Source organism: Streptomyces sp. NPDC048288 (genome assembly GCF_043201555.1).
Lineage (GTDB): Bacteria > Actinomycetota > Actinomycetes > Streptomycetales > Streptomycetaceae > Streptomyces.
The window spans coordinates 1,277,053-1,297,843 of sequence record NZ_JBICZD010000001.1 but is presented as its reverse complement, the minus strand read 5'-3'; the positions used below and the strand labels follow the sequence as shown (position 1 = coordinate 1,297,843).

At 70.0% G+C, this 20,791-nt stretch carries 18 protein-coding genes; 4 read left to right on the top strand and 14 right to left on the bottom strand.

Features of this window, described 5'->3' with window-relative positions; genetic code table 11:
• Window positions 1-30: 30 nt before the first annotated feature.
• Entirely contained in the window at window positions 31-1,560 is a 1,530-nt protein-coding gene (locus ACGFZS_RS05815; RefSeq protein ID WP_393794016.1) for an aldehyde dehydrogenase (NADP(+)), read from the bottom strand.
• A 138-nt stretch (window positions 1,561-1,698) separates the two neighbouring features.
• On the opposite strand from ACGFZS_RS05815, the gene ACGFZS_RS05810 reads away from it, so the two are divergent.
• Both ACGFZS_RS05810 and ACGFZS_RS05805 read left to right on the top strand, forming a co-directional pair.
• The gene (locus ACGFZS_RS05810; protein WP_351694752.1) at window positions 1,699-2,472 is read left to right on the top strand and encodes an IclR family transcriptional regulator; all 774 of its coding nucleotides are present in this window, start codon (window positions 1,699-1,701) and stop codon (window positions 2,470-2,472) included.
• An 85-nt stretch (window positions 2,473-2,557) separates the two neighbouring features.
• Window positions 2,558-4,015 (top strand): peptidoglycan D,D-transpeptidase FtsI family protein, encoded by a 1,458-nt coding sequence (locus tag ACGFZS_RS05805; protein ID WP_393794015.1) that lies wholly within the window; start codon window positions 2,558-2,560, stop codon window positions 4,013-4,015.
• A gap of 111 nt (window positions 4,016-4,126) precedes the next feature.
• On the opposite strand, the gene ACGFZS_RS05800 is transcribed toward ACGFZS_RS05805, so the two are convergent.
• Window positions 4,127-5,578 carry an NCS2 family permease gene (locus ACGFZS_RS05800; protein ID WP_393655741.1) on the bottom strand — a complete coding sequence of 484 codons (1,452 nt, stop codon included), beginning with the start codon at window positions 5,576-5,578 and terminating at the stop codon, window positions 4,127-4,129.
• A 244-nt stretch (window positions 5,579-5,822) separates the two neighbouring features.
• On the opposite strand from ACGFZS_RS05800, the gene ACGFZS_RS05795 reads away from it, so the two are divergent.
• Both ACGFZS_RS05795 and ACGFZS_RS05790 read left to right on the top strand, forming a co-directional pair.
• Window positions 5,823-6,392: a SigE family RNA polymerase sigma factor gene (locus tag ACGFZS_RS05795; protein ID WP_359220655.1), complete on the top strand. Its 570-nt coding sequence runs from the start codon at window positions 5,823-5,825 to the stop codon at window positions 6,390-6,392.
• The gene (locus ACGFZS_RS05790; protein WP_393794014.1) at window positions 6,389-7,240 is read left to right on the top strand and encodes a hypothetical protein; all 852 of its coding nucleotides are present in this window, start codon (window positions 6,389-6,391) and stop codon (window positions 7,238-7,240) included. Before ACGFZS_RS05795 ends, ACGFZS_RS05790 begins: the two co-directional genes overlap by 4 nt.
• 263 nt (window positions 7,241-7,503) lie before the next feature.
• Here ACGFZS_RS05790 and ACGFZS_RS05785 read toward each other — a convergent pair whose 3' ends face one another.
• The 12 genes from ACGFZS_RS05785 to ACGFZS_RS05730 form a co-directional block, all read right to left on the bottom strand.
• On the bottom strand, window positions 7,504-8,658 hold the full coding sequence (locus ACGFZS_RS05785) for a right-handed parallel beta-helix repeat-containing protein (protein ID WP_393794013.1): 1,155 nt from the start codon (window positions 8,656-8,658) through the stop codon (window positions 7,504-7,506).
• A 143-nt stretch (window positions 8,659-8,801) separates the two neighbouring features.
• Window positions 8,802-9,599 carry an HAD family acid phosphatase gene (locus ACGFZS_RS05780; RefSeq protein WP_393655733.1) on the bottom strand — a complete coding sequence of 266 codons (798 nt, stop codon included), beginning with the start codon at window positions 9,597-9,599 and terminating at the stop codon, window positions 8,802-8,804.
• Window positions 9,600-9,707: 108 nt separating this feature from the next.
• A complete protein-coding gene (locus tag ACGFZS_RS05775) occupies window positions 9,708-10,820 on the bottom strand; it encodes a chondroitinase-B domain-containing protein (protein WP_393794012.1) in 1,113 nt (370 codons plus the stop codon).
• Window positions 10,821-10,842: 22 nt separating this feature from the next.
• A complete protein-coding gene (locus ACGFZS_RS05770; RefSeq protein WP_393794011.1) occupies window positions 10,843-11,880 on the bottom strand; it encodes a pectinesterase family protein in 1,038 nt (345 codons plus the stop codon).
• Window position 11,881: 1 nt separating this feature from the next.
• Complete coding sequence (locus ACGFZS_RS05765) at window positions 11,882-12,997, bottom strand: pectinesterase family protein (RefSeq protein ID WP_393794010.1); 1,116 nt, start codon at window positions 12,995-12,997, stop codon at window positions 11,882-11,884.
• Window positions 12,998-13,100: 103 nt separating this feature from the next.
• Window positions 13,101-14,417 carry a polysaccharide lyase family 1 protein gene (locus ACGFZS_RS05760; RefSeq protein WP_393794009.1) on the bottom strand — a complete coding sequence of 439 codons (1,317 nt, stop codon included), beginning with the start codon at window positions 14,415-14,417 and terminating at the stop codon, window positions 13,101-13,103.
• 17 nt (window positions 14,418-14,434) lie between these two features.
• A complete protein-coding gene (locus tag ACGFZS_RS05755) occupies window positions 14,435-15,208 on the bottom strand; it encodes a rhamnogalacturonan acetylesterase (protein WP_393794008.1) in 774 nt (257 codons plus the stop codon).
• 91 nt (window positions 15,209-15,299) lie between these two features.
• Window positions 15,300-16,637 carry an ABC transporter substrate-binding protein gene (locus ACGFZS_RS05750; protein ID WP_393794007.1) on the bottom strand — a complete coding sequence of 446 codons (1,338 nt, stop codon included), beginning with the start codon at window positions 16,635-16,637 and terminating at the stop codon, window positions 15,300-15,302.
• Between the two features lie 175 nt (window positions 16,638-16,812).
• Window positions 16,813-17,712 carry a PmoA family protein gene (locus ACGFZS_RS05745; protein ID WP_393794006.1) on the bottom strand — a complete coding sequence of 300 codons (900 nt, stop codon included), beginning with the start codon at window positions 17,710-17,712 and terminating at the stop codon, window positions 16,813-16,815.
• Window positions 17,709-18,848 carry a Gfo/Idh/MocA family protein gene (locus ACGFZS_RS05740; RefSeq protein WP_393794005.1) on the bottom strand — a complete coding sequence of 380 codons (1,140 nt, stop codon included), beginning with the start codon at window positions 18,846-18,848 and terminating at the stop codon, window positions 17,709-17,711. Before ACGFZS_RS05740 ends, ACGFZS_RS05745 begins: the two co-directional genes overlap by 4 nt.
• Before the next feature lie 94 nt (window positions 18,849-18,942).
• On the bottom strand, window positions 18,943-19,827 hold the full coding sequence (locus ACGFZS_RS05735) for a carbohydrate ABC transporter permease (RefSeq protein WP_393794004.1): 885 nt from the start codon (window positions 19,825-19,827) through the stop codon (window positions 18,943-18,945).
• Window positions 19,824-20,759 carry a carbohydrate ABC transporter permease gene (locus ACGFZS_RS05730; RefSeq protein ID WP_393794003.1) on the bottom strand — a complete coding sequence of 312 codons (936 nt, stop codon included), beginning with the start codon at window positions 20,757-20,759 and terminating at the stop codon, window positions 19,824-19,826. The genes ACGFZS_RS05735 and ACGFZS_RS05730 overlap by 4 nt, the downstream gene beginning before the upstream one ends.
• Window positions 20,760-20,791 lie beyond the last annotated feature (32 nt).

The following is a 20,791-nucleotide window of genomic DNA, read 5'->3' as shown; positions in this document are numbered from 1 at the left end:
CTCCGCAGCGCACCCCGCACCCCCACGGCGCTACCGCTCCAGCACCCCGTTGAACCGCCGGGGAAGCCCCAGCGGATTCTCGTCCCTCAACTCCGCCGGCAGCAGAGCCGACGGCGCCCCCTGGTACGCCACCGGCCGCAGCCACCGCTCGATCGCGGTCCCGCCCACGGAGGTCGACGTGGACGTCGTCGCCGGGTACGGCCCGCCGTGATGCTGGGCCGGCGCCACGGCCACCCCCGTCGGCCACCCGTTGACCAGCACGCGCCCGGCCAGCGGCGTCAGCTCCGCGAGGATCTCCGCGCCGAGCCCCTCCCCCGCGGCCTCCCCGTCGGAGACATGGACGGTGGCCGTGAGGTTGCCCGGCAGCCGCGACAGCACCGCCGTCGCCTCGCCCCGGTCCTCGTAACGGACCACCACGGTCACCGGCCCGAAGCACTCCTCCAGCAGCAGGTCGTACGCCCCGGCCTCGGCCAGCCGGCTCGCCGCCACCGTGAGGAACCCCGCGCTGACGGTGTGCTCGCCGCCCGCCCCCGGCGTCACCGGGCTGTCCACGTCGGGGAGTTCGCCGCGCTCGGCGACCCCGGCGATGAAGTTGTCCCGCATCCGGTGGTCGAGCAGCACGCCCGCGTCGGTGTTGCTGACCGCGTCCGTGAGGGACTTGACCAGGCCGTCACCGGCGGCACCGGCCGGTACCAGGACCAGGCCCGGCTTGACGCAGAACTGCCCGACGCCCAGGGTCATCGACCCGGCGAGCCCGGTGCCGATCTCCTCGGCGCGCTCGGTGGCCGCGGCCTCCGTGACGAGGACCGGGTTCAGGGAGCCCAGCTCGCCGTGGAACGGGATCGGCACCGGTCGCGCGGCGGCCGCGTCGAACAGCGCCCGTCCGCCGCGGATGGAGCCGGTGAAGCCGGCCGCGGCGACCAGCGGGTGCCTGATCAGTTCGATGCCGGCCTCGAAGCCGTGCACGAGTCCGAGGACCGCGTCCGGGATGCCGTGCTCGGCGGCGGCCCGGCGCAGCACCTTGGCGACCAGCTCGGACAGCGCCGGGTGGTCGGGGTGGGCCTTGACGACGACCGGGTTGCCGGCGGCCAGCGCGCTCGCGGTGTCGCCGCCGGCGACGGAGAACGCGAAGGGGAAGTTGGAGGCCGAGTAGACGGCGACGACGCCCAGCGGGACCTTGTAGCGGCGCAGGTCCGGGATGGGCGGGGTGGCGGTGGCGTCGGGGTGGTTGATGATGACGTCGAGGAAGGCGCCCTCGTCGACGATGTCCGCGAAGGCCCGCAGCTGGTAGACGGTGCGGGCGAGTTCGCCGGTGAGCCGGACCGGGCCCAGCGCGGTCTCCGCGTCGGCGGCCTCGACCAGCCGGTCCTTGGCCGCGTCGAGTCCGGCGGCGGCCGAGCGCAGGAAGGCGGCGCGGACCGTGCGGTCGGCGAGGGAACCGCGTACGGCGTGCGCGGCCGTGACGACGGCGTCCACCTCTTCGGCTGTGGCCTCCACCGCAACCTGTTCACGCTGCTTCCCGGTGCGCGGGTCGACACTCCAGACTGGTGCTGCTGCCACCGCGGGTCCCTCCATGTATTGCGTTAGTGCCGCAGTATCCGGGTCATTCACCAGGGATGTTCGATATACTGAACGCTGTCTCTGATGATGAATATGCTGTTGGAGACTATTTCCCGTCCAACGAAGGGGTCAAGGGCGATGTCGGCAGGCGAGACAGGCGGCGGGGCGCAGGTCAAGTCCGCGGTGCGGACCGTGGAATTGCTCGAGTACTTCGCCGGCCGGCCCGGTATGCACTCCCTCGCGGCGGTCCAGGAGGCCGTCGGATATCCCAAGTCCAGCCTCTACATGCTGCTGCGCACCCTCGTGGAACTGGGCTGGGTGGAGACGGACGCGACCGGCACCCGGTACGGCATCGGGGTGCGGGCGCTGCTGGTCGGCACCTCGTACATCGACGGCGACGAGGTGGTCGCTGCGGCCCGGCCGACCCTGGACCGGCTCTCCGACGACACCACGGAGACCATCCACCTGGCGCGCCTGGACGGCACCAACGTGGTCTACCTGGCCACCCGCCAGTCGCAGCACTACCTGCGCCCCTTCACCCGGGTCGGCCGCCGCCTGCCCGCGCACTCCACCTCGCTCGGCAAGGCGCTGCTCGCCACCCACACCGACGAGCAGGTCCGCAAGCTGCTGCCGGAGACCCTCCCGGCGCTCACCGAGCACACCCTCACCGACCGCGAGAAGCTCATCGAGGAGCTCCACCAGATCCGCGAGCAGGGCTTCGCGATCGACCGCGAGGAGAACACGCTGGGGCTGCGCTGCTTCGGCGTGGCGATCCCGTACCGCACCCCGGCCCGCGACGCGATCAGCTGCTCGGTCCCGGTGGCCCGCCTCACCCCCGCCCACGAACAGATGATCAAGGACGCCCTGTTCGACGCACGGGACCGCCTCACACTGGCGACGCGCAGGCTGTGAGACAGGCGTCCGCCGCATGAGCGGACCATGAGAAATCGGCTCCGGGGGAACGAACACCCCGCCTTCGCTCGTCTGTCCGAGTGGGATGAACAAGACGATCAGGCGAGCCTCCGTCTTCGCGCTGCTGCTCGTGCTCGCCCTGCTGGTCAGGGCGACATGGGTGCAGTTCTACGACGGACAGGCCCTCGCGGACGACACGCACAACCGGCGCAACGTCATCGAGACGTACTCACAGCCGCTCGGGAACATCATCGTGGCCGGTGAGGCGATCACCGGCTCGACGAGGTCCTCGGGCAACAGCGATCTCACGTACAAGCGCACGTACACGGACGGCAAGCTGTACGCGGCGGTGACGGGCTACGCCTCGCAGAGCTATGCCCCGACCCAGCTGGAAGGCATCTACCAGGACCTGCTCAACGGCACCGACACCCGGCTCAAGACCGCCATGGACACGGTCACCGACCGGCGCGCCGACCCGGGTGACGTGGTCACGACGATCGACCCGGCCGTCCAGAAGGCGGCGTACAAGGCGCTCGGCACGAACAAGGGCGCGGCCGTCGCCATGGACCCGAAGACCGGCAAGATCCTGGCGGTGGTGTCGACCCCGTCGTACGACCCCTCCTCGCTCACCGACGCCAACACCGCCGGCACGGCCTGGAAGAAGCTGAACGCCGACAGCGACAAGCCGCTCACCAACCGGGCGCTGCGCCAGCCGCTGCCGCCGGGTTCGACCTTCAAGCTGGTGGTCGCGGCGGCGGCGCTGGAGGACGGGCTCTACGCGAACGTCGACACCAAGACCGACAGCCCCGACCCGTACACCCTGCCGGGCACGGTCACCCCGCTCAAGAACGAGAACACCTCGGCGCCCTGCGAGGACGCCTCGATCCGTACCGCCCTGCGCTTCTCCTGCAACAACGTCTTCGGCAAGATGGCCGTCGACCTGGGCCAGGACAAGGTGCGGGCGATGGCCGAGAAGTTCGGCTTCAACGACGACAAGCTGGACGTCCCGGTGCGCGCCTACACCAGCGTCTACCCCAAGGACATGGACAAGGCCCAGACCGGCCTCTCCGGCATCGGTCAGTTCGACGTCACCGCGACCCCGCTCCAGATGGCCATGGTGTCGGCCGCCATAGCCAACGGCGGCAAGCTGGTCTCGCCGCATATGGTCTCGCAGATCACCGACAGCGGCGGCGACGTGCTGAAGAACTACGACGACGAGGCGAGCAGCAAGGAGATCGTCAGTTCCTCGACCGCCGAGCAGCTGCAGTCCGCGATGCAGACGGTCGTCGAGGACGGCACGGGCACGAACGCGCGGATCGACGGCGTGACCGTGGGCGGCAAGACGGGCACGGCCCAGCACGGCGAGAACAACAGCAAGACGCCGTACGCCTGGTTCACGTCCTACGGCAAGTCCGACAGCACCGGCAAGGAGGTCGCCGTGGCGGTCATGGTCGAGCAGTCCGACGCGGCCCGGTCCGAGGTCAGCGGCAACGGGCTGGCGGCGCCGGTGGCGAAGGCGATGATGGAAGCGGCTCTCAAGTAGACGCCCCGAGCTGAAGCGCCCCCCAAGGGGCGCGGGGCTGTATCAATATGCGGCTCCGCCGCGTGTGCGCGACCAGCCACGACGAACCCGCGGCCGGTCGCGCAGCGTCACCTACTTCACGCCCAGCACCTGCTCCACCGGATCGATCGCGAAGTACACCAGGAACAGCGCCGAGACCACCCACAGCAGCCAGTTGACCTCCTTCGCCTTCCCCAGCACCGCCTTGATGACGACGTACGACACGAAGCCCGCCCCGATGCCGTCCGTGATGGAGTAGGTGAACGGCATCGCGGCGATCGTCAGGAACGCCGGGATGGCGATCTCGTACTTGTCCCAGTCGATGTGCTTGACGTGGGTCATCATCAGGAAGCCCACGGCGATCAGCGCGGGCGCCGCCGCCTGCAGCGGGACGATGGTCAGCAGCGGGGTGAGGAAGAGCGCGAGCCCGAACAGGCCGCCGGTGACCAGGTTGGCGAAGCCGGTGCGGGCGCCCTCCCCCACCCCGGCCGCCGACTCGATGTACGCGGTGTTGGAGGAGGCCGAGCCGATGCCGCCGGCCACGGCCGCCGCGCCGTCGATGAACAGCACCCGCCCGATGCCCGGCACCTGCCCCTTGTCGTCGAGCAGCCCGGCCTCCGCGCTGATGCCGACGATCGTGCCCATGGCGTCGAAGAAGTCGGACAGGATCAGGGTGAAGACCAGCAGCACGGCGGTGAGCACACCGGCCTTGGCGAAGCCGCCGAACAGGCTGAAGTGACCGACGAGCCCGAAGTCGGGGGCGGCCACGATCTTGTCGGGCACCTTCGGCGTGGTCAGGCCCCAGCTCTTGATGTCGGCGACCGAGTCGATGACGATCGCGACGACGGTCATGGTGACGATGCTGATCAGGATCGCGCCCTTCACCTTGCGGGCGACCAGCGCGATGGTCAGGAGCACGCCAAGACAGAAGACGAGTACGGGCCAGCCGGTGAGCCGGCCGACGGCGCCCAGCTGCACCGGCACCGTGGTCTGCGCGGCGTCCGGGATCCGGCTGACGAACCCGGCGTCGACGAAGCCGATGAACGCGATGAACAGGCCGATGCCGACGCCGATCGCCTGTTTCATCTGCTGCGGGATCGCGTTCATGATGGCCTCGCGCAGACCGGTCACCACGAGCACGCAGATCAGCAGGCCTTCGAGGACGACCAGCCCCATCGCGTCGGACCAGCTCATCAGCGGCGCCAGCTGGAAGGCCACGACGGCGTTGAGGCCGAGACCGGCGGCGATGGCGAGGGGCAGGTTGCCGCCGACGCCCATGATGATCGTCATCACGCAGGCCACCAGCGCGGTGGCGGTGACGAGTTGGCCGGTGTCGAGGCTGTGGCCGAACTTGTCCTTGGCGCTGCCGAGGATGATGGGGTTCAGGACAAGGATGTAGGCCATGGTGAAGAACGTGGCGAAGCCGCCGCGTATCTCCCGGCCGAAGGTGGACCCCCGTTCGGAGATCTTGAAGAACCGGTCGACGCTGTTCCCGGCAGGTGGCGCCGCGCCGCGCGGCGGGTCCACCTTCTGCGTCTCGGACATGGTCGTACTCCTCGTCGACTGAGCGTTCGTGTGCGGATGCTGGCTGGATTGTTCCCGCGTTGAACCAGTTTCAGGTTTTCCCCGTGTTACGGAATCAGGCTGGGCACACCGAACCCCCGTACGAAGCACACGAAATGACCACTGCTACGCTCCGGATCTCGCCGAAACGTCTCTTCGGACGTTCACATGTCATCTGCATGACACAAGCACCCTGCCAGAAGCACCCCGACAGAAGAGGTCACCCGTGGGCACAGTCGTCGACGACGCCGCCTCCGTGGAGTTCCATGCCTTCTTCGAACGCCACTACGCGGAGCTCTCCCGTCTCGCCTACATGCTGACCGGTGAGTCCGACGCGGCCGACGACCTGGCGGCCGACGCGCTGCTGGCCCTCTGGCACCGCTGGGACCGGGTGCGCGCGGCCGACCACCCGGTGGCCTACGCCCGGGGTGTCGTCGCCAATCTGGCCCGCACCCGCATCCGCAGCGCCGTGCGCGAGCGGCGCCGTATCGCCCTGTTCTGGTCGCAGCGCGAGGAGAAGACCGAGAACCCCGATGTCGCCGGGGTGGTGGACGTCCAGGGGGCGTTGCGCCGCCTGCCCTTCCGCAAACGGGCGTGTGTGGTGCTTCGACACGCGTTCGACCTGTCGGAGAAGGACACCGCTCTCGCCCTCGGAATCTCGGTGGGTACGGTTAAGAGCCAGACGTCGAAGGGCATGGCCGAGCTGCAGAAGCTCCTGGGCGACCAGAGCGTTCCGCAGCGGGTGCACGCGGCGATGGCGCCGCGCGCGGGTCAGAGCGGAGGAAGGAACCGATGAGGCAGCAGGACGTGCACGACGAGCTGCGCGCCCGGCTGCACGAGGCGGCCGAGGCGCACGAACCGGACCGCGCCCGCATCCTGGCCCGGGTCGAGCGGGGCATGGCACCACAGGCCCGCACCGGCCATCGCGCCACCCTGCCGCCCGTGTTCGGCTGGATCCGGGTGGTCAGCGCCACGGCCGCGGTCGCCGCGGTGCTCGGGGTCGGCGGCTACGCGGTCGCCTCGGCCGTGAAGGACCCGCCCACCGAGAAGACGGTCGCGGTGTCTCCGGCGCCCTCCGGGTCCCCGGACGCGACCTCGCGCCCGCCGTCCCACTCGGCCGCCCCGCCGGCCCCCAGCACGTCCGCCACGGCCTCCTCCCCGCGGGCGAGCGCGCCGCCCTCGTCGACCCCGAAGGCCTCCGCCACCCCGGTCACGCCCGTCGCGAAGGGCGAGGAGGACGGCCCGCTGTGGTCGGACGGCTCGGTGGACCCGCACAGCAACGACTTCTGGGCCCAGTCCGACGTGACCCTGAAAGCCTCGCGGCAACTGACCTCGCTCACGGTGCAGTTGAAGGTCGCCCAGACCGGCGGGGTGTCCGACGCCGGGGCCTGGCGCTCGCTGCCGGAGAACGACTTCACGCAGACGGTGGCCGAGCAGGACGGGTTCCTGGTCTACACGTGGACGCTCAAGCCGGGCAGCAAGGTCGCCGTCGGCGAGTGGGTGTTCGCGGGCCAGTACAACCACCAGCAGGGCGGCCGCGACGCCAAGAAGGACAGCTACACGATCACCGGCGGCGCGGACGGCAAGCAGTACGCGGTGACCGGCGACTTCGCGACCCACACGACAGCCGACGGCGACTCGTAGAGAAGTCCCGCGGGCACGGCCGGAAGAAATTGTGCGGGCGCGGCAACCTTTTCCCCGCCGGCGGCGACCGGGAAGCGACGGGCGAGCCCGGCCGTACTGCGGCGAACCGGCTCGCCCCGGCGGTCGCGAGGGCGGCGGTACGACCCCCGGTGGTGAGGTCCGGGAACATGCCGTCCACAGCGGCCGTTCGAACACGGTTCCCCGCGCCCCCAGAAGAAGCGGCAGGGGCGCGGGGAACCGTGAGCCTCGGGCACGGACCGGCCTCAGTCCATGGTCGCCCCGATGGTGGTGGACCCCGTGGTCAGGAAGGTCGTGGCGGGCAGCGAGCCGTCGGAGCCCCGGACGCCGTACGCGGTCGTCGCGTCCGTCGACCTGAACGTCGGCGCGCTCACGGCGCTGTCCCAGTTGTTCGCGGCGGAGACCGTGGCGGAGCCGAGCGTGGCCTTGCCGCCCTTGTTGCCCACCGACAGGTTCCGCGCCAGCCGCGACTTGCCGGTCTGGAAGAAGAACCCGGCCTCGCCGTTCGCGTACGCCGTGTTCCGGTTCAGCACGATCGCGCCGGTGTTGGAGTTCTCGGTGAACCCGTTGAGCGTGTTGTCCCAGGACGCGTCGTCGTTGACGACATGCGCGACGGCGACGCCGCCACCGCCCAGCTTGAACCCGTTCCCGTTGCCCTCGAACGCGGAGTCGTTCCACCGGTTCTTGCCGTTGCCGAAGGCCCAGCTGTGCTCGATCCTGACCGGCGAGGAGAACTGCCAGAGGTCCAGGCCGTCGTCCGAGTTGTTGTAAAGGCGCGCGCCGGTCACCTTGTTGCCCGTGCCCGAGCCGAACTTGATGGCGATCCCGTCGGCGTTCTGCCCGTGCCCGGCCTTGTCGTAGTTGCCGTAACTGTCCAGGTTCTGCACGAGGTTGTTCACCGTGTTGTCGCCGCGCAGGGTGAACCCTGAGTCGCCGTTGTTCGCGGTCACGAGGTTGTTGAAGATGCCGCCCGTGGACGAGGTGACGACGAAGCCCTGGGCCGGGGAGTTCTGGAAGGTGAGGTTCCGCACGGTCCAGTAGCTGCCGTAGATCCCGGTGAGCCAGGAGCCGGCGGGCAGCTTGGAGCCGTCGATCCTCACCTTCTCGCTGCCGTAGGCCTCAAGGGTGATCCGGGCGGAACTCGTGCCACTCGCCGTCGACTTGAGGGTGGCGGTCGGGTAGTACGTGCCCGCGCGCACCTGGATGACGGCACCGGCGGCGGCGTTCGCGACGGCCGACTCCAGCTGTGCGGTGGTGGAGACGGTGACCGTGCTGCCGGCGGCCTGGGCACCGCCGTTCGACAGGCCGAGGTAGACGCCGCCCGCTCCCGCGGCGACGGCCACCGCCGCGGCGATCGAGAGGGTACGCGTCCTGCGGTGGCGTCCGGTGCTGAAGCGCACTGGCCGTTCCTTTCCTTGACGCCCCTGACGGGACGTACTGACGAGGGGGGCGAAACGGGCCGGAGGGGCCGCCCCGGCCCGTTTCTGTCTCCCTGTCGCCGCCGTGGCCGGAAAGGGTTGCCACGGCGGCGGGGAAACTTTCGTCAGGACACGAAGTACGTCGGGTTCGGCAGCTTGTACGTGCGGTCCGCGTAGCCGCCGTCCAGGTCCGAGTACTGGTCGCCGAAGTTGGCGACGATCTCGTAGCCGAGGTCGTCCTCGATGTGCTTGCGGGTGCCGGACTTGTACTGCACGGTGGTGCAGGTCCAGGTGCCCGGGGTGGCGCAGGCGCTCAGGTAGGACGGCGGGTTGGCCTTGTCCTTGAGGAACATGTGCGCGGAGTCGAGGTTGACGTCGGCGCCGATCTTCTTCAGGTTCTCCACGGCGGCGGTGCGCTGCGCCTCGCTCAGACCGGAGTTGTAGAAGACCTCCACGCCCTTGCCCGCCGCGTACCGCACGAGCTCGGCGCTGCCGAACACGCCCGGCCGGTCGGCCTTGTTGACGTAGTCGGCCCAGGTGGTCGAGTTGTACGTGTAGTTGTAGCGCTTCTCGTAGTCGAGGCTGAGCAGCAGCGTGTCGTCGATGTCGAAGACGACCGCGGGCTTCTCGCCCCGGTGGTGCGCCTTGCGCGCGGCCTGGTCGATCTGGCGCCTGGCGGCCGCGTCGATGCGCGCGAGGTCCTTGGCGTACGGGCTGTCCGCGGACGCCTGGTAGACACCGTTGGCGTCGGCGGTGGTGCCGTAGTAGGTGTCGATGTCCTTCACCAGGAGCCCGATGTTGTACGGCTCGTGGGTGGAGTTCGCGGTCGACTGACCGGCGGTGGCGGCACCGGCGCCGTACAGGGCGCCCCCCGCGACGGCACAGGCGGCGGTGATCGCCGCGATCCGAAGTGACTTATGCATGACAGGAGTTCTACGCGCGTCACCCCGGTGGGCGCGAGACCCGTTGCCTGATCGATATCTCATCCACAGGCAAAAACCGGGTCAAGCGCCCCGGACCGCGGATTCCGGTCAGTTCATCGTGGCGCCGATCGTGCTGCTGCCGGTGGTGAGGAACGTCGTCGACGGCAGGGAGCCGTCCGACTTACGGGCGTTGTACGTGGTGGAGGCGTCCGTGGAGACGAACGACGGCGTGGAGATGCCGCTGTCCCAGTTGTTGCCGGCCGAGACCACCGACGAGCCCTTGCTCACCGAGCCGCTGCCGTTGCTCACCGCGAGGTTCTTGCCGAGGCGGGCCGCGCTGGTCGCGAAGTAGTAGCCCCAGCCGCTGTTGGCGTAGGCGGTGGTGCGGTTGATGACGATCGCGCCGGTGTTGGAGTTCTCGGTGAAGCCGTTGCCGGCGTTCCCCCAGGCAGCGGAGTTGTTGACGACGTGGGCGACGGTGACGCCGTTGCCGCCCAGCTTGTAGCCGTTGCCGTTGCCCTCGAAGGCGGAGTCGCCCCAGCGGTTGACGCCGTTGCCGAAGGACCAGGTGTGCTCGATGGTGACCGGCGAGGAGAAGGACCACAGGTCGATCCCGTCGTCCGAGTTGTTGTACAGCCGGGCGCCGGTGACCAGGTTGCCGGTGCCGGAGCCGAACTTGATGGCCACGCCGTCCGCGTTCTGGCCGTGGGTGGCGGCGTCGTAGTTGCCGTACGAGTCGAGGTTCTTGACCGTGTTGTTCACGGTCCCGTCGCCGGTGAGCGTGAAGCCGGAGTCGCCGCCGTTGATGGTCTTGATGTTGCTCCAGTTGGTACCGGTGCAGGACTGGCAGACCACCGCGCTGTCCGGGGAGTTCTGGAAGGTGATGTTGGAGACGTTCCAGTAGTCCGCGGTCAGCTTGAAGATCCAGGAGCCGGCGGCGAGCGAGGAACCGTCGATCTTGACGGTCTCCGAGCCGTACGCGGTGAGCGTGATCGGTGCGGAGGAGGTGCCGTTGGCCGTGGACTGGAGGGTGGCCGTCGGGTAGTAGGTGCCGCCGCGGACCTGGATGACCGCGCCGGCGGTGGCGTTCTTGATGGCGCTGGTCAGGTCGGTGGAGTTGCTGACCACGACGGTCGCCGCGTGGGCCGGGGTGGCGATGACGGCGAGTCCGAGCGAGGCCGTGGTCACGGCGAGCGCGGTGAAGGTGCTGAGTCGACGCATGACGTGCGGGTCCTTTCGTCGATCAGGGGAAGGGAATGCGCTGGGGCTGCCAGTCGCCGAGGTAGGCCGCGGGGGTGTGCGACAGCGCCTCGGCGTCGGTGAGCTGGGGCCGGTTCCCGGGGACGGTGATCACCGCGCCCGGCCCGGAGTTGCGGTACTCGGCGAACCGCATGGACTGCCAGGGGTAGGCGTCCCGCATGTTCGTGTAGGGCGCGACGGGGTCGATCCCGGGGCCGATGAGGCTGTCCCGCACGACCAGCGAGGGCCAGGCGGTGGTCTCGTACGTCGGCACCCAGGGCCGCGCCAGCTTGTACGCCCCGTCCTCCGCGCCGGAGGAGAACCGGCAGTGGACGGCGAGGTACCCGTACGGGTTCGCACGGGCGGTCGAGGGGGCGAACACCATGCCCTTGGGGGTGAAGGCCACGTCCCGTGGCAGGGTGCGGAAGCGGCAGTGCTCGTACACCGCCCGCGCCCGCCCGAAGACGAAGTCGACATCGCCCTCGATGTGGCAGTCGTGGAAGTACTGCCGGCCGAAGGAGTCAAGGGCGGCGGTGTCCGCGAAGAGGGTGTCCTGGTGGGCGAGGAGCCGGACGTTCTCGAAGTGGGTGCGGTCCCCGGTCAGGTACGCGGCAACGGCCTGGGTGCCGGTGATGTCGGGGTGGTCGGCGCGCAGCCAGTCGTTGGCGAGGGTGAGGTCGCGGACGACCAGCCCCGGAGCCGCCGAGGTGAAGGTGGCGGAGCCGGCCGTGCCGTAGGTCCCCGAACCGTCCGGCCGCTGCGTCCCGTTGGCGTTGTCGTAAACGATGACGGCGGCCCGCGGATCACGGCCGGCGCCCCGGATCGTCAACTCAGCTTTCTCCGCAGGCACGTTGACGACCTGGCGGTAGGTACCGGGGTGCACGACGATCGTCCGTCCGGGCCCGGCCACCGCGTCCACGGCGGCCTGCACGGAGTCACCGGGGCGGACGTGCAGGACACGGCGGTCGCGGGTGAAGCCGGTGGCCGAGCCCATGGCCAGCGCGGCACCGGCGGCGGCGAGGAGTGTGCGTCGGGTCGGCATGTCAGCACCCCTGCCACGGGGTCCAGTCGCCGAGGTAGCTCTCCCGGGTCGCCGACCCGGCCTGCTCGTCGGTGAGTTGGGGCCGGTTCTCGGGGACGGAGACGACCGCGCCCGGTCCGCTGTTGCGGTACTCGGCGAACCGCATGGACTGCCAGGGGAAGCTCGCCGACATGTCGGTGTAGGGGGCGACGGCGTCGATCCCGGGGCCGAGGACGGTGTCCCTCACGACGAGTGCGGGGCGGGCGGTGGTGTCGGAGCTGGGCACCCAGGGCCGGGCCAGCTTGTAGAAGGCGTCCGGGGCCGCGCTGCTCACCCGGCTCCGGCTCACCAGGTAGCCGCGCGGGTTGGCGCCCGCCGTCGAGGGCGCGAGGACGAACCCGTACGGGGCGGCGGCGAGGTCGCCGCGGTCCAGGGTGCGGAAGTGGCAGCCCTCGTACACCGCCGTGGCCCGCCCGAAGACGAAGTCGACATCGCCCTCGACGTAGCAGTGCGCGAAGTACTGCCGGGCGAAGACACCGAGGGCCGTCGAGTCGGCGTACAGGGTGTCCTGGTGGCCGAGGAACCGGCAGTGGTGGAAGGCGCTGCGGTCGCCCTGCGCCTTCAGGGCCACGGCCTGGGTGCCGCTGATGTCGGGGTGGTCGGCGCGCAGCCAGTCGTTGGCGAAGGTGATCCAGCGGGCGGTGAAGCCGTCGCCCTGCACGGTGACGGTGGCGGACCCGGTGGTGCCGTACGTCCCGCCGCCCGGTTTGGGGGTGCCGGCCGCCCTGTCGTGGACGATGACGACGTCACGGGGGTTCTCGGAGGCACCGATCCAGGTGGCCCCGGTGCGGGTGGTGTCGGCGGCGACCGTCTCCCGGTAGACGCCCGGGGCGAGGACCAGGGTCCAGCCGCTGCCGGTGGCGGCGGTGACGGCGGCCTGGACGGTGGTGAAGTCGCCCCGCCCGTACGGGTCGACGTACAGGGTCTGCGGGGTGCGGCGGTGCTGCGGGGAGCCGTAGCGGCCGAAGGGGCGGCCCGAGGCGTGCGCGGGGAGGGCGGCCAGGCCGAGCGCGGCGCCCGCCCCGGCGCTCGCGAGCAGGAAACCCCGTCTGGGCAGGGGAAGGTGGGGCGAGGACATGCGGGTGCTCCTTGACGGTGGCGAAGAAGGAGGGGTGGCGGTACGTCCTTTGCCGTGGGGGGTGTGGGGGCCGGGGCGCGCGCTGCCCCGGCCCCGGAGGATGTCAGCGCAGACGGCCGGCGCCCGCGCCGCAGTCGACGACGCGCGGCACGGCCTGCGCCGGGTCGATCCGCGTACGCAGGGTCGGGGTCCAGCCGGCGCCGGACTGCAGGATCTCGCCGGGGACCTCGGTGTTGTGGACGGCGATGAGGTCCGTCGGTTCACCGTTGACGTAGTTGTCGTCGGCGGTGAGCGGCGCCTCCTTCCACTTCTTCAGGATCGTGCCGGCGCCGATCCCGTCCGCGAGGGTGAACGCGTTGTGCTCGGCGACGAGTTGGGACTCCATGCCGATGCCGTAGCTGTAGCCGTAGCCGTCCTCGGCGACGAAGTGGTTGTTGTAGGAGTCGACCTGCCCGAACCGCACCCGCGGAGCCCGCTCCACCAGGTTGGCGAACAGGTTGTGGTGGAAGGTGACCTTGAGGTGCCCGCGGTCGACGGCCGCCGTGGAGGCGCTGTCGCTGTTGCCGATGAGGATCGTCTTGTCGTGGTCCTCGAAGACGTTCCAGGAGGCGGTGACGTAGTCGGCGCCCTTGACGATGTCCAGTTCGCCGTCGTGCTGCTCGTAGATCCGCCCGAAGTAGTACGGCAGTGTGCTGTCCGGGTGGTCGCCGTCGGTGAACGTGTCGTGGTCCATCCAGACATGGGTCGCCCCGTAGATCACCGCGCTGTCGTACTCGGAGTTCCAGTTGCCGTCGGCGGTGTCGGTGGGGTCCCACTGCGGGAAGCAGTCGAGCGGGCTCTCGAAGCTCAGGTTGCGGACGATGACGTTGTCGACGGCCTTGATCTGCAGGCTGGCGCCCTTGAAGCCGGCGTCCTTGCCGACGCCGACGATGGTGGTGTTGGCCGGGACGTAGGCCTTGATGTAGGCGTCCTGCTGGGCCTGGGAGGCGCGGCGCAGCCCCTCCGGGCTGTCGTCGGGCTCGTTGTCCAGGGTGGTGGAGTGGCCCCAGGCCTCCGGTGAGTACTTGGCGAGGTAGGCGGCGAAGTCGTAGCCGGGCACGGCGAACGAGTCGCAGCTCGGCCCGTCCGCGTCGATGGTCCCCACGACCCTGACGATCTTCGGCGCGCTGCCGCCGTCGGCGAGGGCGGCCTTGAACTCGTCCCAGGTGGTGACGGTGTAGACGTGCGCGGCGTCGGCGGCGGACCCGCCGCTGGTCCCGGTGGTCGCCGAGCCCCAGCCGTCGTTCGCGGCGAGCACCTGGCGGTCGAGCGCGGTCCGGTGCGGGGCGGCGGCCTGGGCGGTCCCGGTCGCGGCCAGGACGAGAGCCGTGCAACCGGCCAGCGCGCCAATGACGCGTCCATGACATATCTGTGTACGCACTGTGCGGTTCTCCTCGGCTATGCGGGTGGCCAGGTGATCCAGGACGTCGGTATGTCCTCGTGCAGCCGGATGACGTCGTGCCGGGCCAGCACCCGGGTGCGCAGCAGCTCCTGCGCCACGAGCCGGGCCACGGCGATGGCCCCCGGCGGGTTGAAGTGCGTGTTGTCCTGCTCGGTGTCGGTCCAGTTGAAGTACGTCTTGGTCGCCTCGACCCCGAGCGACTGCCACAGCGCGAGCGACAGCGCCTCGATGTCGAGCAGCGCCACGCGCTCCTGCCCGGCCAGCGCACGCATCGCCGCCGGGTAGTCGCCATGGGTCGGCACGGCGTTGCCGTCGGCATCGAACTTCCTGCGCTCGACCGGGGTGGCGAGCACGGGCCGGGCACCGCGCGCCCGCGCCCCGTCGACATACATCCGCAGATACTCCTGGTACGTCGACCACGGCTCGGTGTACCGGGTCGGATCGGCGCTCTTCTCGTCGTTGTGCGCGAACTGGACGAGCAGCACATCGTGCGGCCGGATGGTGGCGAGGATGGCCTCCAGCCGCCCCTCGTCGACGAAGCTCTTGGAACTCCGGCCGTTCACGGCCTGGTTGGAGACACCGACTTCCTTCCGGAGGAAGAAGGGAAGCGCCATTCCCCACCCGGTCTCCGGAGCCGCGTCGGCGTATTTCTGGGCGGCGGTGGAATCACCGGCGATGTAGAGGGTTCGAGAGTTCCTCGCGGGAGACCGACCGACGAGAGGCACGGCGGCGAGAGCCGCGGAAGTCACCTGCCTGCGCGTAAGGGACACAAGGGTGCACCTTTCAGGTCTTTGTCTTGGGGGCGCGGGGAACTGCGCGACCAGCCACAACGGACCCGCACGCAGCTCCCCACAACCGCTCTCAGTGATGGGCCTTCCAGTCCGCCTGGGCCTTGTTCAGCTGGTCGGCCAACGTGTCCAGGAATTCCTTCGCCGTCATCTTCCCGAGCAGCACCTTCTGGAAGTTCGGCTCGTTGTCGGCCTTGGAGATGGTGTTCCAGTCCGGCAGGTAGTAGGGAAGCTGCACGATCTTCGTCGTCGCCCCGTTCAGCGCCTCGGCCGCCAGCTTCGTCGGCTCGGCCTTCTGGATCCACGCGTCCTGGGCGGCCTCCGTGTTCGCCGGAATCTGCCCCGCCGACTCGTTGAACTTCGAGTTCTCCTCGTGCGACACCGCGAACTCGACGAACTTCCACGCGGCCGACTTGTTCTTGCTGGACTTGAAAACGCTCAGCCCGTCGACGGGATTGGAGATCTGTACGCGCGTGCCGTCGTCCTGCGTCGGATTCGGCAGCCCCCGGAACTTGTCCGCGCCCAGCGCCTTCAGATGGTCCTGGTACGACCCCAGGTTGTGGCTCAGCATTCCGATCGTGCCGCTGTCCCACTGGGCGACCATCTTGGTGAAGTCGTTGTTGACGTCGGCGGACGGGGTGTCCTTCTTGAACAGCGCGACGTACTTCTCCAACGCGGTGACGTTCTTGGGGTCGTTGACCGTGGTCTTGTCGCCGTTCCAGAACGAGGTGATCCCGCTCTGGCTGTACGACGCGTCGAGCGCCGGCGCGATCGACCCCTCACCGCCCCGAATGGTGAACCCGAACTGGTTCTTGCCCTTGTCGGTGAGCTTGTCGGCGGCCGCATAGAACTTCGTCCACGTCGTCGGCGCGTCCAGCCCCGCCTTCTTGAAAAGGTCGGTCCGGTACCACAGCACACCGTTGTTGGACGAGGTCGGGACCTGGTACAGCTTGTCGCCGCCGCCCGCGGCCCGGCTGCTGTCCAGCAGTTTCTGGTTCAGCTTGCCGTTCAGCGAGCTCTTCGCGAGCCGGCTGTCCAGCGGCTCCAGCGCGCCCTGGACCGCGACCTCGGCGAGCATCGCGGTTCCGACACCGCCGACGTCGGGCAGGCCGCCGCCCTGGATGGCGGTGTCGTACTTGGACTGGGCGCTCGCGGCGGGAATGCCGACGTATTTGACCTTGATGTCGGGGTTCTGCTTCTCGAAGTCGGCGATGATCTGCTTCCAGACGTCGGTGCGGACACCGCCGTTGTTGTCCCAGAAGGTGATCGTGCCCTTGCCCGAGCCCTCGCCGCCCTTGTCCCCCGCACTGCCGCTGCCGTCGTCGCCGCAGGCGGTGGCGGTCAGCGCGAGCACGGAACCCAGGGCGACGGCGAGGGCCGCGCGCCTGCTTCTGCGAATGCTGCTCTTCATCGGTCGGCTCTCTTCTCCGGGTCTCTGCTTCGGGATCCAGCGGACAGGTGCGGGTGTGGGGGAAGTCGGCCCTTGATCTGGTAAGCGCTTGCTACGGAGGTGCGGCATTGCGGCTCCCAACGGGGTGACGGAGGTGCGGACTAGGCGAGGCCGATCCGGGACTGCGGGTACGTCGTCACTGGGCCACCGCCTTGCGGACCAGCGTGGCCGCCTCGTCCCGGCCCGGGCGGCCGTCGGCGACGACGGTGACGATCCGGCGTACGACGGTCTCGCCGGCCGGGATCGGCAGCCGTGCGGCGGCGGCCAGCGAGGAGCCGACGCCCGGGTACTCGGTGGTGCGGACGAACCAGGGGTCGCGGCGGGTGTCCTCGGTGGCCCCCGCGAGGACGAGCGTCCAGTCGGCGCCGGCCAGCGCCAGCCAGTCGGCGCTCCGGCCGTGCACCGCCGCCTCGCCCTCCCGGTCCGCCGTGAACACGTCCGGGGCGACGGCCTCCTTGCGGGCCCGCCAGAAGAAACCGCCGTAACCGGCGCCGGGGCGGCCGTTGGTGGCGGGGCTGCCGATCGAGAGCGGTCCGCCGCTGACGTTGGTGAGGGAGAAGGTGAAGTCCAGCGCCCAGGCGGTGGCGGTGAGTTCGGTGGCGGCGACGGTGCGCCGCTCGCGCAGCAGGTCCGCCCCGCCGGCGGCCCAGCGCAGCTCCTCCACGAAGCCGTCGGGGTCGCTGAGCTGGAAGGCCACGTGGTGCTGGGTGCCGTGGTTGTCCAGCTCGGTCGGGCCCCGGTCCCGTACATAGGTCCGCCCGCCCCAGAAGTTGTACCCCTCGACGTCGGGAACGGCGACACCGACGCCGAGGTGGTGGGTGTGGTCGGCCGGGGTCAGCTCGGTGACCGTGGTGCCGGCCAGGGTGGTGACGGGGTGGAGGTGGGGGCGCGGGGAGAGACGGGCGGGGAGCCTGTGGTATGTCACATAGCGGCCCACCGGCCGCCCACCCACCCGCAGCACCGCCCCACCCGTCCCGCCACCCGTCCTGCCGTCCGTCCCGCCACCCGCCCTGCCGTCCGTCCTGCCGTCCGTCATGTGCCCACCTCCTTCGAAGTGGCCCAGGGGGCGCCCAGCTCGGAGTAGAGGGCGAGGGTGTCGGCGGCGGCCGCGACCAGTCCGTCGATGCCGGTCACCACCCGGCGGTCCTCCTCGGGGAGGAGGCGCCAGGTACCGGCGGGCAGGACGGCCGGGTCGTCGGCCAGTCGAATCGCTTCAACGACCTTCATGAAGGCACCCGTCGAGTCCGGCTCGACCAGCAGCTCGGCGCCGTCGGTGAGGTGGTCGACGAGGTTCTCCAGCAGGTCCGTGCTGCCGTACTCGGTCTCCTCGGGGCCGTGTCCGGCCCGCTGCACCAGCACCCGGTCCTGCTTGTACCAGAAGGTGATCCGGCCGCCGGCGCCGTGCACCAGGACGTACGGGTCCCCCGGCTGCTCGGCGCAGAGCGTCGCGGCGACCGTGACCGGGCCGCGCCGGGTGGAGACGCGGACGCAGGAGGTGTCGTCGGACTCGATGTCGTTGGCGCGCAGCAGTTCGGTCTCGATGCCGGTGACATCCTCGGCGCGGGTGGTGCCGAGCAGCGCGAGCCCGGTGGCGACGGCGTGCGCGAGCGGGTTGGTGAGGACGCCGTCGACGACGTCGACCCCGTTCAGGCGGCGCTTGCCGGCCCAGGGCGCGCGCCGGTAGTAGGACTCGGCGCGGGCCCAGGCGCCCGCCCCTCCGACGCCCGACACCGCGCCGATCGCGCCCTCCTCGATCAGCTTGCGGATCGCGGGCACGGCGTGCGAGCCCAGCGACTGGAAGCCGATCTGGCACACCACCCCGGCCTTGGCGACCCCGTCGGCCATCCGCCGGTACTCGGCGTACGACGGCGCCGGCGGCTTCTCCAGGAGCAGGTGCACGCCCCGCTCGGCCGCGGCCAGCGCCAGGTCGGTGTGGGTGGGGATCGGGGTGCAGATCACGGCGATCCGGGCGCCGGTCTCGTCGAGGAGGGTGCCGAAGTCGGCGGACTGGGCGGGCTGTCCGAGGCCCTCGGGCAGCTCGTCCGGGCCCAGCGGGGTCAGCTCGCAGATGCCCGCGAGCCGTACGACCCCCTTCTCCTGCAGCCGCCGGATGTTCTCCAGGTGCCAGCGGCCGTGGCCCCGCGCGCCCGCCAGGACGATGTCGATGGTCATGGTGTCCTCCCTGCGTCGTCGATCTTTGCGTGCAGGGTAAGCGTCCGGCCCGGTCGGCCCCGGAGGCGTCTCATGAGGTGTCCCGCGAGGCGTGTCATCCCTTCACCGCCCCCGCGCTGAAGCCGGTGATCAGCCACTTCTGGATGAAGGCGAAGACGATCACGACGGGTACGGCGGCGATGATCCCGCCCGCGGCCAGCGCGCCCAGGTCGACGCTGTCGGCGCTCATCAGGGTGTTGAGGCCGACCGGGATGGTCTGCTTGCTCTGGTCGGAGAGGAACATCAGGGCGAACAGGAAGTGGTTCCAGGCGTGCACGAAGGCGAAGGAGCCGACCGCGATCAGCCCCGGCCGCAGCAGCGGGAGGACGACGATCCGGAACGCGGTGAACCGGTTGCAGCCGTCGACCCAGGCGGCCTCCTCCAGGGAGTACGGCACGTTCCTGATGAAGCCGCTGATCAGGATCATCGACAGCGGGAGCTGGAAGACGGTCTCGGCGATGATGACGCTGCCGAGGGAGTTGATCATCTGGAGTCTGGCGAAGATCTGGAAGAGCGGGACCAGGAGCAGCGCGCCCGGCACGAACTGGGAGCAGAGCAGGGCCAGCATGAAGCCGCGCTTGAGCCGGAAGTCGAAGCGGGCCAGGGCGTAGCCGCCGGCCAGGGCGACGACGGTGGTCAGCACCAGGGTCGCGACGCCGACGTAGACGCTGTTGGTGAAGTAGGTGGCGAAGCTGCGCTCGGTCCACACCTTCTGGAAGTGGTCGAAGGTGACCGGCCAGGGGACGAGGGAGGTGGAGCCGGCCGGGCGGAGCGCGAAGAGCAGGATCCAGTAGAAGGGGACCAGGGTGAAGAGGAGGTAGATCCCGAGGGGGAGGTAGATCTGCCAGCGGGGAGCCTCGTCCCAGGCGCGGCGCCGCTTCCCCGGCCGGGCGGGTTCGGACACGGCGGCTTGTGCCGTGGGGGCGATCTCGGTGATCACTTCGTCTCGCCTCCGAACTTGCTCAGCCGCAGATAGACCACCGAGCAGAAGAGCAGGATCACGAACGCCACGGTGGTCAGGGCGGAGGCGTAGCCGAAGTTGTGGGCGTCGACGCTGGTGTTGGCGATGTAGAGCGGCAGGGTCGTGGTCTCGCCCGCGGGTCCGCCGCCCGTCAGGGTGTAGAGCAGGTCGACGTTGTTGAACTCCCAGACCGCGCGCAGCAGCGTGGACAGGACGATGGCGTCCTTGAGGTGCGGCAGCGTGATGTGCCAGAACTGCTTGAGCCGGCTCGCCCCGTCGACCTCCGCGGCCTCGTACAGGTCCTTGGAGACGGACTGGAGGTCGGCGAGGATGAGGATCGCGAAGAAGGGGACGCCTCGCCAGAGGTCGGCGACCACCGCCGCCGGGAAGACGGTCGAGGTGTCGGAGAGCCAGCTGGTGCCGTACGACCCGATGCCCGCGTCGGCGAGGTAACGCGTGATGCCCGTCTGGGAGTTGTAGAGCAGCACCCAGATCGCGGAGGTGAGCACACCGGAGACGGCCCACGGCGAGAAGACCAGCGCCCGGCCCAGCGCCCGCCCCACGAACGTCTGGTTGACGATGAGCGCCAGCGCGAGTCCGAACAGCAGCTGCAGCCCGACTTCCACCACGACCCACTGGGCGCTGAAGGTCAGCGTGTCCCAGAACTGCGGGTCGTGGGCAAAGGCCTGGGTGAAGTTGTCGAGGCCCGCGAACCCGTTCCGCCAGGGCTTGGTCGGGTTGTAGTTCTGCAGGCTGTAGTAGAAGACGCTGAGCACCGGGTAGGCGATGAAGCCCAGCATCAGCAGGGCGGCCGGCGCGATCAGCAGATACGGCAGTCTGCGCGGTGTCGCCGAGGCACGCCGCCGCCGGGGTGGCGCGGGCGGTTTCGCCACGGCTGCGGCTTGGGCCATGACCTGTTCTCCGTTCGCGATGGGACGCTTAC

Bases quoted from the DNA above. Each gene is read 5' to 3' on its own strand.
- ACGFZS_RS05810 (WP_351694752.1), top strand. From the start codon at position 1,699: ATGTCGGCAGGCGAGACAGGCGGCGGGGCGCAGGTCAAGTCCGCGGTG.
- ACGFZS_RS05805 (WP_393794015.1), top strand. From the start codon at position 2,558: ATGAACAAGACGATCAGGCGAGCCTCCGTCTTCGCGCTGCTGCTCGTG.
- ACGFZS_RS05800 (WP_393655741.1), bottom strand. From the start codon at position 5,578: ATGTCCGAGACGCAGAAGGTGGACCCGCCGCGCGGCGCGGCGCCACCT.
- ACGFZS_RS05790 (WP_393794014.1), top strand. From the start codon at position 6,389: ATGAGGCAGCAGGACGTGCACGACGAGCTGCGCGCCCGGCTGCACGAG.
- ACGFZS_RS05780 (WP_393655733.1), bottom strand. From the start codon at position 9,599: ATGCATAAGTCACTTCGGATCGCGGCGATCACCGCCGCCTGTGCCGTC.
- ACGFZS_RS05775 (WP_393794012.1), bottom strand. From the start codon at position 10,820: ATGCGTCGACTCAGCACCTTCACCGCGCTCGCCGTGACCACGGCCTCG.
- ACGFZS_RS05770 (WP_393794011.1), bottom strand. From the start codon at position 11,880: ATGCCGACCCGACGCACACTCCTCGCCGCCGCCGGTGCCGCGCTGGCC.
- ACGFZS_RS05765 (WP_393794010.1), bottom strand. From the start codon at position 12,997: ATGTCCTCGCCCCACCTTCCCCTGCCCAGACGGGGTTTCCTGCTCGCG.
- ACGFZS_RS05750 (WP_393794007.1), bottom strand. From the start codon at position 16,637: ATGAAGAGCAGCATTCGCAGAAGCAGGCGCGCGGCCCTCGCCGTCGCC.
- ACGFZS_RS05745 (WP_393794006.1), bottom strand. From the start codon at position 17,712: ATGACGGACGGCAGGACGGACGGCAGGGCGGGTGGCGGGACGGACGGC.
- ACGFZS_RS05740 (WP_393794005.1), bottom strand. From the start codon at position 18,848: ATGACCATCGACATCGTCCTGGCGGGCGCGCGGGGCCACGGCCGCTGG.
- ACGFZS_RS05730 (WP_393794003.1), bottom strand. From the start codon at position 20,759: ATGGCCCAAGCCGCAGCCGTGGCGAAACCGCCCGCGCCACCCCGGCGG.